Origin of the sequence: Paenibacillus durus ATCC 35681 (assembly GCF_000993825.1) — a bacterium.
Taxonomy (GTDB): Bacteria; Bacillota; Bacilli; order Paenibacillales; family Paenibacillaceae; genus Paenibacillus_AQ; species Paenibacillus_AQ durus_B.
On sequence record NZ_CP011114.1, the window covers coordinates 224,441 to 238,621 of the forward strand.

At 51.0% G+C, this 14,181-nt stretch carries 10 protein-coding genes and 1 pseudogene; 6 read left to right on the forward strand and 5 right to left on the reverse strand.

All coding sequences use genetic code 11. From position 1 onward, the window contains the following. Window positions 1-76 precede the first annotated feature (76 nt). Both budA and alsS read right to left on the reverse strand, forming a co-directional pair. Entirely contained in the window at window positions 77-793 is a 717-nt protein-coding gene (gene budA, locus VK70_RS01055; RefSeq protein ID WP_025694090.1) for an acetolactate decarboxylase, read from the reverse strand. Between the two features lie 42 nt (window positions 794-835). After that, entirely contained in the window at window positions 836-2,533 is a 1,698-nt protein-coding gene (gene alsS / locus VK70_RS01060) for an acetolactate synthase AlsS (RefSeq protein WP_025694091.1), read from the reverse strand. Window positions 2,534-2,790: 257 nt separating this feature from the next. On the opposite strand from alsS, the gene VK70_RS01065 reads away from it, so the two are divergent. The 3 genes from VK70_RS01065 (at window position 2,791) to VK70_RS01080 (ending at window position 5,163) form a co-directional block, all read left to right on the forward strand. After that, window positions 2,791-4,218, forward strand: a complete 1,428-nt coding sequence (locus tag VK70_RS01065) for an NAD-dependent malic enzyme (RefSeq protein ID WP_025694092.1) — start codon at window positions 2,791-2,793, stop codon at window positions 4,216-4,218. A 307-nt stretch (window positions 4,219-4,525) separates the two neighbouring features. Continuing rightward, window positions 4,526-4,783 carry a hypothetical protein gene (locus VK70_RS01075; RefSeq protein ID WP_025694094.1) on the forward strand — a complete coding sequence of 86 codons (258 nt, stop codon included), beginning with the start codon at window positions 4,526-4,528 and terminating at the stop codon, window positions 4,781-4,783. Then, window positions 4,780-5,163, forward strand: a complete 384-nt coding sequence (locus tag VK70_RS01080; RefSeq protein ID WP_025694095.1) for a retropepsin-like aspartic protease — start codon at window positions 4,780-4,782, stop codon at window positions 5,161-5,163. The genes VK70_RS01075 and VK70_RS01080 overlap by 4 nt, the downstream gene beginning before the upstream one ends. A gap of 220 nt (window positions 5,164-5,383) precedes the next feature. Here the strand turns inward: VK70_RS01080 and VK70_RS01085 are convergent, their stop codons facing one another. Continuing rightward, entirely contained in the window at window positions 5,384-6,967 is a 1,584-nt protein-coding gene (locus VK70_RS01085; RefSeq protein WP_025694096.1) for an acetate--CoA ligase, read from the reverse strand. 271 nt (window positions 6,968-7,238) lie between these two features. Here VK70_RS01085 and VK70_RS01090 point away from each other — a divergent pair, with 271 nt between their 5' ends. From VK70_RS01090 to VK70_RS29195, 3 genes are all read left to right on the forward strand, one after another. Then, window positions 7,239-9,197, forward strand: a complete 1,959-nt coding sequence (locus VK70_RS01090; RefSeq protein WP_025694097.1) for an asparagine synthase-related protein — start codon at window positions 7,239-7,241, stop codon at window positions 9,195-9,197. A 37-nt stretch (window positions 9,198-9,234) separates the two neighbouring features. Then, the gene (locus VK70_RS01095) at window positions 9,235-10,158 is read left to right on the forward strand and encodes a phosphoenolpyruvate carboxykinase (ATP) (protein WP_025694098.1); all 924 of its coding nucleotides are present in this window, start codon (window positions 9,235-9,237) and stop codon (window positions 10,156-10,158) included. Window positions 10,159-10,353: 195 nt separating this feature from the next. Then, complete coding sequence (locus VK70_RS29195) at window positions 10,354-10,488, forward strand: hypothetical protein (RefSeq protein ID WP_267885647.1); 135 nt, start codon at window positions 10,354-10,356, stop codon at window positions 10,486-10,488. An 82-nt stretch (window positions 10,489-10,570) separates the two neighbouring features. Here VK70_RS29195 and VK70_RS01100 read toward each other — a convergent pair whose 3' ends face one another. Next, the gene (locus VK70_RS01100) at window positions 10,571-12,268 is read right to left on the reverse strand and encodes an ABC transporter ATP-binding protein (protein ID WP_025694099.1); all 1,698 of its coding nucleotides are present in this window, start codon (window positions 12,266-12,268) and stop codon (window positions 10,571-10,573) included. Window positions 12,269-12,682: 414 nt separating this feature from the next. Then, a pseudogene (locus VK70_RS01105) lies at window positions 12,683-13,964 on the reverse strand (IS1380 family transposase). Window positions 13,965-14,181: the final 217 nt, after the last annotated feature.

The window sequence follows — 14,181 nt, forward strand, 5'->3', positions numbered from 1 at the left end:
TTCAGATAAGAACAGGCGGGCTATGGCTTTAAGTGTTAGCATGGTCGGGATTGAAAGTTGCATATTGCAACGGCTCTTAGTAAGAGCCTTCAGCAATCATAATGTCGCGCTCCAGGTCGGCTACGGATAAATCCTGCTTCAGATAAGCATTATCCTGCGGGAGCGCAAGCTGAAAATCAGTACAGGTGCAAATGGAAATGGTACCCTGCTCGAGCACGAAATCCATTACATGTCCACCTCCGTCGCGGACGTCATTGATAAAATGCAAATGATATCCGGCAACGGCGATCCCTTGTGCGAAAGCGGGAGTCCAGAAACCGGCGATGACGCCGTCCACATCGGCAAAATCAAATGACGGCTGGGACTTCGTAACCTCCACAAATGGCGGATACGGCTTATCCTGATGCGGCACGGTGCGGGTGTGAACCTCCTGGAAATGACCGTCGATTCGGATCGCATGGAACAGATTCGGGCTGGGAACCAGATCGTCCAGTATCTTCTCCAGCTCTTGACGGGTTACCGCCTTATTCAGCGGGGCGGTCTGCTGCTGTTCAAAAAAGGTCACGGAGGAGAACGGCGTACTTTCGTCGAGACTGACTTTTTGGGCGGTTCCGTCAGGGTATAAATGAAAGAATTCCCCGTCAAAGGCGATCATCTCGCCATCCAACTGATGAAAGGTTCCGATGCCGAAATCGCCGTGCTTTTTCAATTCTCCAAATGTGACTGTCCCATCATACAGACCGCTGAGCAGCGCAACCATGGTCGAGGCTTGATAGATGACGTGACTATCCATTTATCCTCATCTCCTTTTTAGTGGATGATATACATAATAATATCAGTTTGCCTTATCCGGCAGCAGCTTTTCCCCTAGCTTGGCGCTGTCTCTGTAGTCAATCGGGATCTCGACGACCACGGGGCCTATTTGATCGAGAGCGCAGCGCAGCACTTCTTCCAGTTCCTCCGGCCGATTGACCCGTAGGCCTACTGCGCCGAAGCTCTCGGCATATTGGACAATATCAATGCTGCCAAAGTCTACACCCGAGGTTCTGCCGTACTTGTTCATTTGCTGGAATGCGACCATATTATAGGTGCCGTCGCTCCACACAATATGAACGAGCGGAAGCTTCAGGCGGACCGCCGTTTCCAGTTCCATCGAGGAGAACAGGAACCCGCCGTCCCCGGATATGGAAATGACTTTCTCGCCCGGACGCACCAGCGCGGCGGCAATGGCCCAAGGCATAGCTACACCGAGGGTTTGCATGCCATTGCTGAAGAGCAATCGGCGGGGTTCATAACAGCGGAAATAACGAGCCATCCAGATATAGTGTGAACCGACGTCACAGGTGACCGTCACCTGATCGTCAATCAGCCTTCGCAAGGTGAAAATAAAATCCAGCGGGTGAACAAGCTCTGAGTGGGAGGAGTAGACTTCATTTCCGTCCTGATCCAGCTTCTGCTGCAGCTCTTTCAGCACGGAGAGCGATTCGGGGGGGAATAGAAGGCCTTGTAAATGCGAAGCTAACGCTTCGACGGTTAAGACAATGTCGCCGATTAACTCGATTCGCGGCTGGTAATCATGGTCGAAGTCCGCCTGCCGGTTATCCAGATGATACACTTGCCGGTCGCCTTCACGATTCCAAAGATGAGCATCGTACTCGATCGGATCATAGCCAATCGTCAGGACGACATCGGCTTCTTTCAGCAGAAGATCGCCTGGCTGGTTGCTGAACAAACCGACTCTGCCCATAAAATGTTCTTCCAGATCACGTGAGATTATGCCGGCTGCCTGAAAAGTCTCAACAACCGGAATGTCGGTGCCGCGGATCAGATTACGGATTGCCGAGGTTACTTCCGGCGAACTTGCTTTCATGCCGAGCAGAATAACCGGGAGTTTGGCCTTTCGTATATTGGCGGCGACCGCTTCGACAAGGTCAGAGGGGGCCGGGCCAAGCTGAGGAGTGGTCAGAGGCCCAAAGTTGAAGGGGACCGCTTTGTCGAGCAGCACATCCATCGGGAGGCTGACAAATGCCGCTCCCGGCTGGCCGGTAGAAGCCTCACGGAACGCATTCGTAATCGCTTCAGCGACATTATTCGGATGTTCAACTTCCACACTGTATTTCGTGACCGGTTTGAATAAACCGGCATTATCCATGGATTGATGCGTATGTTTCAACCGGTCTGCCCGGGAGACGGCCCCTGCGAGCGCCACGACCGGGTCGCTTTCGGAGTTGGCCGTCACGAGCCCCGTAACCAGATTGGAGGCGCCCGGACCGGAAGTTACCAGGCATACTCCCGGCTTTCCGGTTAAGCGGCCGACAGCCGCCGCCATAAATGCGGCGTTCTGCTCATGCCGGCAAACAATAAGCTCTGGGCCCCGTTCCCGCAAAACATCAAATACAGAATCGATTTTGGCTCCGGGAATTCCGAAAATGTATGGAACCCCTTGCGATATCAGACTGTCAACAACCAGATTAGCACCGGTTGTCGTTGTGGCGATCGGTGTAGAGATTTTTGAATCTGCTCTCGTGCCCATCCTATCCATCTCCTTGTCTTTGAAATCTCTGAAAATCCAATTCATTTTCTTTATTTCCATGAATATGCAGAAAGCATGACGCCAACATCTATTATATTCCCATAAAAAGTAAAATCAAGTGAAAAAGTTCAAATGAATCATAGAAAATTTAGCATAGATCATCGCAATTTCATTTCACGAGATAGTCAAATAAGAAACCAATACCGAGAAGGTCTGTGGTATAGTGAAAGCATAAGTACAGGACAAGGGGGCTCATTATGACGATTGCAACAACGATGATTATCCGGCTGGATATCGAGAAGTCGGTTGCTTCCTTCGGGGATGTCGCTTCCGGCATTGCCGCGGCGGGCGGGGATATTGTCGCTATAGACGTTATCCGCGCGGGCAGGGAGATCACGACCCGGGATATTACGGTGAATGTGCTCGACGCCGGCAACGAGGAGATTATCCGCGTATTGTCGGAAATGCCGGGAATTAAAGTGATCAATGTATCCGACCGGACGTTCCTGGCTCATCTGGGCGGCAAAATCGAGATTATCCCAAAGCTGCCAATCAAAAACCGCGAGGATTTGTCGCAAGTGTATACTCCCGGAGTAGCGCGGGTTAGTATGGCTATTGCGGAGGATAATTCGAAAGCGTATACATTAACGATGAAACGCAATACGGTTGCGGTCGTGACCGATGGGACTGCGGTGCTGGGCCTGGGGGACATCGGACCGGAAGCCGCCATGCCGGTAATGGAAGGCAAAGCGATGCTGTTCAAGCAATTGGCCGGAATCGACGCTTTTCCGCTGTGTCTTGATACGAAAGATCCGGATGAAATCATTAGAATCGTCAAGGCGGTCTCCCCCGGCTTTGGCGGCATCAATCTGGAGGATATCTCCTCTCCGCGCTGCTTTGACATCGAGCGGAGGCTTGCGGAGGATCTAGATATTCCTGTATTCCACGACGATCAGCATGGTACGGCGGTCGTCGCCCTGGCAGGACTTATGAACGCGCTTACAGTGGTTGGCAAGACGCTGGAGACGGCCAAAATCGTCGTCGCCGGCATCGGCGCGGCGGGAGTCTCCATCTGCAATCTGCTGCTGGCTGCGGGAGCCGGGCATGTGTGCGCGGTCGACCGGGAAGGCATCCTCTGCAAAGGTGTGCCCTATACGAACGAGGAATGGCGGAAACTTGCCTTCTCTACCAATCCCGAGGGTATCCAGGGTCTGCTGGGAGAAGCGGTGAAGGGGGCGGATGTGTTCATTGGGGTGGCCGGAGGCGGCATCCTGAACGTCGAGCATGTCCAAAGCATGGCTCAAGACAGCATCGTCTTTGCGATGGCGAATCCCATTCCAGAAATACAGCCGGAGCTGGCAGAGCCGCATGTGCGTGTTCTGGCGACGGGCAGAAGCGATTATCCGAACCAGATCAATAATGTGCTGTGCTTTCCGGGCTTGTTCCGGGGTGCTCTTGACTGCCGGGCGAGAACCGTCAATCTGGAGATGAAGCTGGCGGCAGCCCGCGCAATCGCGGCGGTGGTTCAGCCGGATGAACTCAACGAGCTGTATATTATCCCGAGTATTTTTAATGAAAAAGTGGTAGAGCACGTGCGCGGCGCGGTTATCGGGGCGGCCATCCGAACCGGCTCAGCGCGCAGAATACCGCCGGATTTCCGAGATCCTAATCATTTACAGAATTAACCACAACGGGTACACTTAATGAAAATTTGCTTCGCGCAAAGGAGATGAAGATCCCTTGCATCAACCAGGTGTATTTTATGGAGGAGGGTTTGTCCTTTTAACTTTCATTAGGTGGCTTATATCCATTGGATTGGGGATTTATGGGTTTTTTCTGTTCGTTAAACTTGCCCGCAGAGGAATCGAAGCCTTGGATTTGTATATATACGCAAAAAACCGGGAAATACGCGATCATTATGAATCCGTTCATCCGAAGGAATGATGCCTTGATTGTGATACAATAATAGCAATAGCAATTGGAGGTGGCGAAATGCGCTGGCAAGAAGTACAGGAACGGTTTCCGGCTGAATGGGTTGTTTTGGAAGCAACGAAGGCTCACTCCGATGGAGGTCATCGATATATTGAAGAAGTGGTTGTAATCGATGCGTTTGCCGATTCTACGGAGGCACTTCGCCGCTACAGCGAACTGCACCGGCAAGAACCTGACCGCGAATATTGCTTCTTCCACACATCCCGACCGGAACTGATAGCGAGGGAACGTTATGTTGGAGTTCGAGGGCCAAGATGAATATAACTGAGGAATACGGATTGCCCTTTGTAAGAATAGTGATTGTTTTTAGGGGGAAAGAACTTGAACTGAATAAGATGCTGCTCGATACGGGATCGGCAAGTACGCTTTTCAATGCTGATTTGGTCCGGGAGATTGGGATTATTCCTGAAGAAAATGATGTTGTGGATACCATTCGAGGAGTAGGTGGAGTGGAGTACGTATACACCAAATTCTTGGAAGCCATCCATTTCGATGGTCACTCGATTTCACATTTTCAGGTCGAGATTGGAAGCATGGACTATGGTATGGAGATTGATGGTATTATTGGATTTGATTTAATGAAGGCAATTGGTCTAATAATCGATACGAATGAAATGACAGTCAACTCACATCTGTAATTGATATAGAATGCTGTATTCTGAGGCTAGAAACACTGTGAGTAAAAGAGTAAAATGGATAACCCCGCCAGGCTTAAGGCCTGACGGGGATGTTTGCGTTTAAAATATAAGAAAGTATAAGCTTCGCGCTTATCATTTGCCTTATATTTCTACGAGAAACGATACCGTCCCTAACAGGACGGCGCAGCCGTTTCTTCTTTAGTATTGAAATCGGCCGGAATTATGCTTTCGCCGCCAACTCCCGAGCCCGCAGCTCGACGCGGCGGATCTTGCCCGAGCTTGTCTTCGGGAGGTCGGAGATAAACTCGATTTTGCGCGGATATTTATAGGGAGCCGTGATTGCCTTGGTATGCGCCTGCAGTTCTTTCGCAAGCTCCGGCGAGCCGGAGACTCCGTCTTTGAGCACGACAAAAGCTTTAACCACATGCCCCCGGATTTCGTCGGGACTGGCTACGACCGCGCATTCTTTGACCAGCGGATGCTTCATCAGCGCTTCCTCCACCTCGAAGGGCCCGATTGTATACCCGGAGCTGATAATGATGTCGTCGCCGCGTCCCTCAAACCAGAAGTAGCCGTCCTCGTCTTTGGCCGCCCGGTCGCCGGTAATAAAGTATTCGCCGCGAATGCTGCCCGCTTTGCGTTCCGGTTCTTTGTAGTACGCCTGGAACAAAGCCGGCATGCTCACATGAACGGCAATATCGCCGACCTCGCCTGGAGGAAGAGGAATACCGTTCTCGTCCACGACATCGATCATCCCCTGAGCGGTTGCCCGACCCATGGAGCCGATACGGATCGGCATGTTCTTGAGCGTACCGATCAGCAGCGTGCTTTCCGTCTGCCCGTAGCCGTCGCGGATGGTGATGTCGAAATGGCGCTTGAACTCGTTGATGACCTCCTGGTTCAGAGGCTCTCCGGCGGATACGGCGCAGCGCAGGCGGGAAAGGTCATACCGTCCGAGTCCGTCAATTTTGGCCATAAGCCGGTATTCTGTCGGCGTACAGCATAAGACGTGGATATCACGCTCCTGAATCAGCTGCAAATAGCGGTTGGGCTGAAAAGCGCCATTATAGATAAAGCCGGTGGCTCCATTGCCGAGTACCGACAGAAACGGGCTCCAAATCCATTTCTGCCAGCCGGGAGCGGCCGTTGCCCATACCGTGTCCGATTCATGAATATCAAGCCACAGCGAAGTGATGCGCAGATGCGCATAGCCCCATCCATGGCTGTGAACAACCGCCTTCGGGTTACCGGTGGTGCCGGAGGTGTAAGCGAGAATCGCCATATCATCCCGGGTGGTGGGAGCTGCGGCAAATGTATCCGGCTGGCCTTCCATCAGCCCCTCCAGTGCCACCCAGCCGGATTCGGCTTCACTGCCATCTGCCGAAACCGAGAGGAGGAACTCGAGCGCGGGCAGGTCATCCGCGATTTTATTCACTTCTCCCGTCACCTCCGACCAGGATATGACCGCTCTGGCTTCGGAGTGGCGGAGCCGATAGTCGAGATCCTTCGAGCGCAGCATTTCCGAAGAAGGAATGATGACAAGCCCAAGCTTCAAGCAGGCCAGATATATAACATAGGCGATGATTCTGCGCGGAACCATAACGAGGACCCGGTCGCCCTGACGCAGTCCCAGCCCCGCCAGGCCTCCGGCCAGCCGGTTGGCCAGCTTCATCAGTTCGCCATACGTAATTTCCTCGTATTCCCCTTTATCGCTCAACCATTTAAGCGCAAGCTTGCCGGACGGATGGCGTTCCATCTCAGACGTCATATTGTAGCGTTCCGGGGCTATCCATTGCTCTTTCATCAACTAATCCATCTCCCATATATGAAAGGTAATAGTAATTACGATGCTATTATAGCATGAACTCTTAGTACCAGGTACTATTCGTGTTACGAATATATTAACATTCGAATGTATGCAGGCGGTTAAAGCTCGTTTCGTAAGGCGGGATAAACGGGTATTCTCTTTTTGCGGGGAATGACAGTTTGTTCTTTATAAAGTACAACAAAGATGATAAATTAATTACATACTGCAATCTTCAGCTGCAAGGAGACGAGATTTCGGAGGGGACAGGATGGGTGCAATTAGCGGGATTTATAGGTTTGGAAGCGATGCGGATGCTGCCCCGGCCGGGTCGTCCATTTTCAGGAAATTGAAAGTCTGTTCTTTTCAGCGTACAGAGGAATGGAGCGATCGCTCCGTACATTTGGGCTGCGGAATTATTTATAACACGCCTGAGTCCAAAATGGAACAATTACCGCGCTTCAATGAGGGTCAAACCCTGGTCATTACAGCGGACGCGATCATTGATAACCGTGCTGAATTGCTGGAGCAATTCAAGCTGAAACCGGGGGAATCACCCGTTATAACCGACAGTGAGCTTATTCTCCGGGCCTACGAGACATGGGGATATTCATGTCCTGAGCACTTGATTGGCGATTATGCCTTTGCCATTTGGGATGCCGGGAAGAAGGAGCTTTTTCTCGCTCGCGATGCCATGGGATCAAGGACGCTGTATTATACTTATGAGCGTGGTTTTTTTGCTTTCTGTACAATAGAGACGCCGTTATTGGAGCTGTTCGGCGAGCAGGCCGAGCTGAATGAAAAATGGATTGCGGACTTTTTGGCGATAGACGGAATTCAGCATGAAATGGAATGTGAAGAAACGGTATACCGGAATATTTACCAGCTGCCGCCTGCGCATTATGGAATAGTAAGCGCCGAAGGTTTTTCCAAGAAAAAGTATTGGGAGCCGTTAAGGGATATCAAGCCGATCCGTTTCAAGACAGATGAAGAATACGTGGAAGCCTTCAACCGCTGCTTCTCCGAAGCAGTGACCTGCCGGCTCAGAAGTGCGGGCGAGACGGGGATTTTCCTGAGCGGCGGGATGGATTCCGGGTCGATTGCCTGTGCCGCGGCGCCCAAGCTGGCTGAACAGGGCAAGAAGCTGTACGGCTTCACATCCATTCCGGTTCCGGAGTTCAACGAGCGGCCGCCCAGAATGACCATTTATAACGAATCCCGTGAAGTGGGACTCATCGCCGAGACGTATCCTAATATTGATATTACGTACAGCAGTTTTGCGGACAAAAATTGCATGACCGATATCGACGAGCTGATTCGGATCTTTGAGCAGCCGTATAAGATTTTTCAAAATATGACCTGGTATCATTCATTTTTAAAAATGGCCGCCTCAAGAAACTGCACCATTATGCTGAATGGACAGACAGGCAACAATACGATCTCGTACGGCAACTTCGCGGTTCATCTGGTAACGCTGTCCAGACAAGGGAGAATTGTCTCGGCTGCCCGGGAGCTGTATGGATTCAGCAGATTGGTGAATGAGCCGGTAACCAAAGTGCTGCGGAGTGCGATTCCGGTAGTGCTGCCGCACCGCTTGAAGCTATGGAAGAACCGGACGCGGCTGCGGGAGTTCGATCGTTTTACCAATGTGGTCGTCAAAAGGTCGCTTGTTGGCAAATGGAATGTAACCAGCAGGCTGGATCAGATTGAAGCGAATACGCCGATCAGCCGTTATCCGGATTATGAAGAAGACAGGAAGGCAAGGACCAGTCCGCTGCCGTTCACGCACATAGGGGCGGTGGAAACCAAGCTGTCATTAGCCAATGGAATTACCATTCGCGACCCTTCCCGGGATAAACGCGTGTTTGAGTTCTGCATGGCGATTCCTTCCGGACAATTTGTGCGAAGCGGCCAAGAACGGTATTTGCTGCGCCGGGCGATGAAGGGCGTACTCCCGGACCCGATCCGGCTGAACATTATTGCCAAAGGGCTTCAGAGTGCGGATTGGATGTACAGGCTCGCCCCGATCTGGCCTGAGGTTCTGGCCGAAGCCGAGCAAGCCTTGGAACAAGGGAGCTTAGAGGCATACGTAGAAGTTGATAAGCTCAAGGAGAATCTTGCCAAAGCAAGCGGGGATGTGCGCAAGGCGGAGGATAGTCTGGTCAGATCCATTTTGACGGCCGTCATTTTCTCCAGATTCATCGAAGATTTCAAGCGGCGGTATTCTTAACATTCGATACGATATCCATGGCCTGAGGTGGGGTAAAATGAGCGATCATGACTTCGAGTTTCGTTACAAAGCTTTTGGGTTTAATATAGCGTCCAACTTTCTGCTTGAAGGCCTGCTCCCGGCGGAAGGGCCGCCTGAAGTGTATATCCGAGAGGGAAAAGTGCCTGTAGAGGTGCCCGGTCCACAAGATTCCCATGCGTATACGGTCGTAGAGAACGACGGCTTTGCCTTTCGCGTTAAAGATATCGGCACGTTTCTGGTCTTGGACGGCAAGCAGATCATCGCGGAAAAAAGTGAAGACTGCGAGCCGGAGGCTCATGTGCTGTTCATCCTTGGCACCTGCATGGGCGTGCTCTTGATGCAGCGCGGCCTGCTTCCGGTTCATGGCAGCGCTCTGGCGCTGGCGGGTAAGCATATTATCATCACCGGTCAATCGGGCGCGGGCAAATCGACGCTGGCGGCGGCGCTGAATAGGCGCGGGTGTTCTTTTTTGGCGGATGATATTGCGGCACTCCAAGAAGACGAGAGGGGAGAATCGTGGATTGTCCCCTCTTTTCCAAGGCAGAAGCTGTGGCGGGATACGGCTGAGAAGATCTTTGGCAGCGTAGATTCCTTGAACCGAATTCCGGGTGTCCGGGACAAGTATCATGTGCAAATGGACGGGGAGTTTATTAAGGCTCCGAAAAGGCTGGACGCGCTCTTTGAATTGACCACGCATCCAGGTTCTGAAGTAGCGGTCTCTGAAATAAAGGGTCCGGAGAAATTGATGGTTATCTTACGGAATATCTATCGTCCGGAGATCATCGAATTTATGGGAAAACAGAGCGAACACTTTATTCGCTGCTCCAGGCTTGCTTCAAGCCTGCCTGTTTTTCATATCGAACGCCCGGAGGCGGGTTTTACAGTTGATGAACAAATCAAGGGCATAATTCATAGACTGAAGCAGCTTTCATCACCATAAACACCAATATTTGCGATATTTTTCTGAATTATTAATAGCTTTGAGTGGAAAAGCCGTTCGTAATAACGATCAAAATTCTTGATTTTTGGGAGAAAGTATTGTATTGTAGATAAAAATATTGCAAATCTCCTTCATGCTAAACATGGTTTTTAAGGACAAGTGGCAATATTTTTACAATATCAGGAGGTGAAGTGCATGAGCAAGAAAGTTTGGGAAAAGCCGGAAGTAAAAGAGCTTAAAGTGAGCAGCACAGAGTATGGGAATCTGCTTAAGACCAAACCTGATGCCAGTTACTCTGACGGTGTGCACACCTGGTATTCATTCTCCTAGGACTGAAACAAAAGAAGAGACTTCGGACGGTTCTACGGTTTGAGGTCTCTTTTTGATTTATGAAGAAGGAGCTTGCCTACTCTTAGTGAGTAACAAGCTCCTTTTTTTGTTCGAACAGTTGGCCTTTGGACAAGCGGTAGATGTGATCGCATACATCAAATACGGATAAACGGTGGGTGATGGCGATGCATGTTCGCGGGGGCTGGAAATTCCGGATATTTTGCAGGACGGTCCACTCCGTATCCATGTCAAGCGCCGATGTCGCTTCATCGAGAAGCAGGATCGGCGTCGGCCTCAGTAGCGCGCGGGCAATCGCGATTCGTTGGGCCTGGCCTTCGGATAAGCCGGAGCCGTGTTCGCCGATAACCGTATCAATGCCTTGGGGAAGCTTCTCGATAAAGCCCCGGGCGCAAGCGGCCTCAATGGCTGCGTTGATTTCCTCCTCGGTGGCTGAGGGATGACCGATCCGCAGATTGTCCGCAATCGTGCCGGAGAATAAAGTATTGCCCTGCGGAACATAGGAAAAATAAGACCTTGTATCAGCGGAAAGGCTGATCCGTTCATGATTGTTGCCGATAATGCAGACATCCCCGGTCTGGGGCTTGATTAACGCGAGCAGAAGCCGAAGCAGGGTGGTTTTGCCTTCGCCCGAGGTGCCGATGAGAGCGATCAGCTCGCCGGGCCGAATGCGGAGAGAAACACCGGTAAGAATCGGCTTATCCGCCTCATAGCCGTATACTACATGCTCCATTTGCAGACCGGATATGCCGTCCCGAATGGAGGGAAGATTCTCTCTCTTATTTTCCGATTCCAATTTTTGAAAGACGATAAGCCGTTCCGCTGATGTAATCATAGCGATCAGGACAGGGAACGTACGGGCAAGACCTTCAAGCGGTCCCTGAATTTGTCCTACAAGCTGCAAAAAAGCGGTAAACATCCCAAAGCTGGCAGCTCCGATAGATATGCGGTATGCCCCCCAAATGAAGGCCAGAAAAAAGCCGAGCCGGTATCCGATCCCCATAGTCAAATCTGCGGCAACATTAAACCGGGTGCGTTTAAGTATCCAGAACAGCCGGTTCGCTTGAGAGGCTTGCACCTTTTGCAGGCTGTCTTGTTCGTGCTCGAATGTCTTCACAATCAGCAGATTTTGGACGCACTCTTGCAGCAGGGAACGATAGCGGCTTTCCGCGGCCTGAATCTGATGCTGCATTTTCTTCAGCCTGCTGCCTATGTACCAGCTGATGAGCACGGACACAGGTCCAAGCAGAAAAGCGAACAGTGCCAGCGTCTTGTCAAAATACAGCAAAGTAATGAAGGCCGCCGCAAACTGGGCAATCAGGGAAATGATGCTGGGCAGGGTGTTAACCAAGCCGTCGGTAATATTGGCAACATCGTTGGTCAGATGCGTCAACAGATCGCCGCTGTGGTATTTTCCGGCCGCGCTCCACTCTGCTCTATACAGCCGGTCCATAAAGTTCCGCTGCAAATCATTGTTCATTGCCTCTCTCAGCTTCACGGTTCGCAGGGTCAGCATTGAAGAAAGTGCTAACTGAAGGATCAGAATCAGGGCGAAAGCGATTGCGTATATGCCGCTGACGCGCATGCTGCCCTCTACGGCATGATCAATCACCTGCTTCGAGACAATGGCAAGAACGGCGCCGCTTAGTGAAATGATTACATTTAAAATAATGATAACGGACAGCGCGCCCCATTTTCCCGTCATGCACTGTTTCAGCCAGCGGTAAATATCGGTGTTCAAGAGATGTCTTAGTTTTTTCATATGGAATGATCTCCAATCTGCCGGATTAATGAACAACTATTAGAGTGAGCAGGCAAGTCTGTGATGCGGGAGAGTTCGCTAGAAGAAACAACATCTGCCGGTTGGGGGTGTCTGTAGTCTTAAGGTGAGTCTATCAAAGATAGACCAAAAATCAAGCATGATATTTACAGTTCAATGATTGTATTTACAAAATGTAACTTCCATTATATTCTTCCTGAATTCGTGAAATAATCAAAGCCTAAGGAGGCTCTCCCTTTTGCTGCAGCGATTCGTGTGTCAATCATAGAAGAGAGCGGATTTGGTTAAAATGAGGCATGGGGAAACAGAGCATGCCTTGGAACAAGCCCCTTTCGAACATAGGTTCCTTACTCTTTAACCCGACAAGCTCATATAAATTCGCCGAAACGTCGGAAATCAGGGACTGTGCCTTCCGAAGCGGATCTTCGTTTGCCTCGCATGCTCCACCATGCGCGAAGCCAGCCAGATCAGGTTCTCTATGACCGTTTTTACCCGTCTGCGGTGGACCTTTGTTCGTACCGGGGCATCCGGTTCTTGCAGCGAAATTTGCCCGATGACCCGCAGCAAATTATAAGCCATGAGGCCAGCACACAAGACCAAGTCATTCGTGGCAAATTTATCCGAGGGCAGTCGCTCCAAATTCAGATCCGTCTTGAGTTCGCTGTGAAACTGTTCGCTCGTGGCATGGTTACGGTAGAGCCGAATCACTTGCCATGGCGAACAGGTCAGTGTTGTGAAAAACACCTGCACTTCTATCCGAGGCACCAACAGGAGCTGCCCATCGGCTTCCATCGTTCGCTCAATGACTTGATACACGACGCGAATTGGACGTTCCAGCTTCTTCTCGTTCCATTCCATCGCGCCCAAGTAGACGCGTGTGCCTTCCCGTTCTTCACAGCAGATTCCGTCTTGCTTGGCAATCATCAGCCATTCCTCCGGCGACTCCCGACGAAGATTGCGCTTGACGATAAAATCCACGTTTTCGTTCAAGCATACGTTCAAATTCTCCAACGCAGCGTTGCCAGCATCCATGCGCACGAGCAGCGGCAAATCGGTTGCGGCGGGCATAGTCCAGACTGTGCGATAGAAATGCAGCCGGCCGCTTCTTTTTGCACATGCGTGCTGCCTTCGCGCAGATTGACATTAACTCCATAGCCTTCCTGTCCGAGATAGGCAAAAAACGGCGCATAGCCGTCCACCTTTTTGTACGTCAGGGACACGCCTTCTTTCTTCGTGTGGCTATTGTCGAACGGCGAGACATCCAGATCCAGCGGTGGCCAGGACAACGCTTTCCCTTTTGGGAGCGTGACTGGAACAGGGGTCAGCAGTGCGTTCAAGGCGCGTAGTAAGTCCGCCGACTCTTTGAGCAAAATCGTCTGCCAGTCGTAGCTGTGGGCGGCTGCCAAATCCAGACGCTGCCGGAGGGTGGCGAGGACGGGACGTGTTTAAGGCCTAAGGATTTCGCAAAGAACCGATCCTCCCGAAAGGGCTCAATCTGGTCAAAATCGCTTTTGCCTTGGCACAGCAGTCCAAGATAGGCATAGAGTACATCTGGATGAGTGACCATGGGGTGCTGTGCACCAGGTAGCGAGTGCCGAATGAGACGTTTGGCAAGCCGGGTATGTGAAAGAAGCAGGCCAATGAGGGCCAAACCGGTATGAGCGCTCAGCCACTCCACGGACTGATCTAGTTAAAAATGGACGGGGTTCATTGTGCACCTCCCAGGTGAGTTCAAGAAATACGGGAATTCTTCCCTTTTTCTTTATATTACTTCACTGGGGTCTCTTTTTCTAACCTTTTCAGTATTTCGCTTCACGGATTCAGGATTAACTATTATCCTTCTTATATATACATATTTGTAAAAATATTTAAAGGGTTATTATATAAAAGATATA

Excerpts from the sequence above, each read along its gene's own strand:
- VK70_RS01090 (WP_025694097.1), top strand. The coding sequence starts at position 7,239 with ATGGGTGCAATTAGCGGGATTTATAGGTTTGGAAGCGATGCGGATGCT.
- budA (WP_025694090.1), bottom strand. The coding sequence starts at position 793 with ATGGATAGTCACGTCATCTATCAAGCCTCGACCATGGTTGCGCTGCTC.
- VK70_RS01095 (WP_025694098.1), top strand. The coding sequence starts at position 9,235 with ATGAGCGATCATGACTTCGAGTTTCGTTACAAAGCTTTTGGGTTTAAT.
- VK70_RS01080 (WP_025694095.1), top strand. The coding sequence starts at position 4,780 with ATGAATATAACTGAGGAATACGGATTGCCCTTTGTAAGAATAGTGATT.
- VK70_RS01075 (WP_025694094.1), top strand. The coding sequence starts at position 4,526 with ATGCGCTGGCAAGAAGTACAGGAACGGTTTCCGGCTGAATGGGTTGTT.
- VK70_RS01100 (WP_025694099.1), bottom strand. The coding sequence starts at position 12,268 with ATGAAAAAACTAAGACATCTCTTGAACACCGATATTTACCGCTGGCTG.
- VK70_RS01085 (WP_025694096.1), bottom strand. The coding sequence starts at position 6,967 with ATGAAAGAGCAATGGATAGCCCCGGAACGCTACAATATGACGTCTGAG.
- alsS (WP_025694091.1), bottom strand. The coding sequence starts at position 2,533 with ATGGGCACGAGAGCAGATTCAAAAATCTCTACACCGATCGCCACAACG.
- VK70_RS01065 (WP_025694092.1), top strand. The coding sequence starts at position 2,791 with ATGACGATTGCAACAACGATGATTATCCGGCTGGATATCGAGAAGTCG.
- VK70_RS29195 (WP_267885647.1), top strand. The coding sequence starts at position 10,354 with ATGAGCAAGAAAGTTTGGGAAAAGCCGGAAGTAAAAGAGCTTAAAGTG.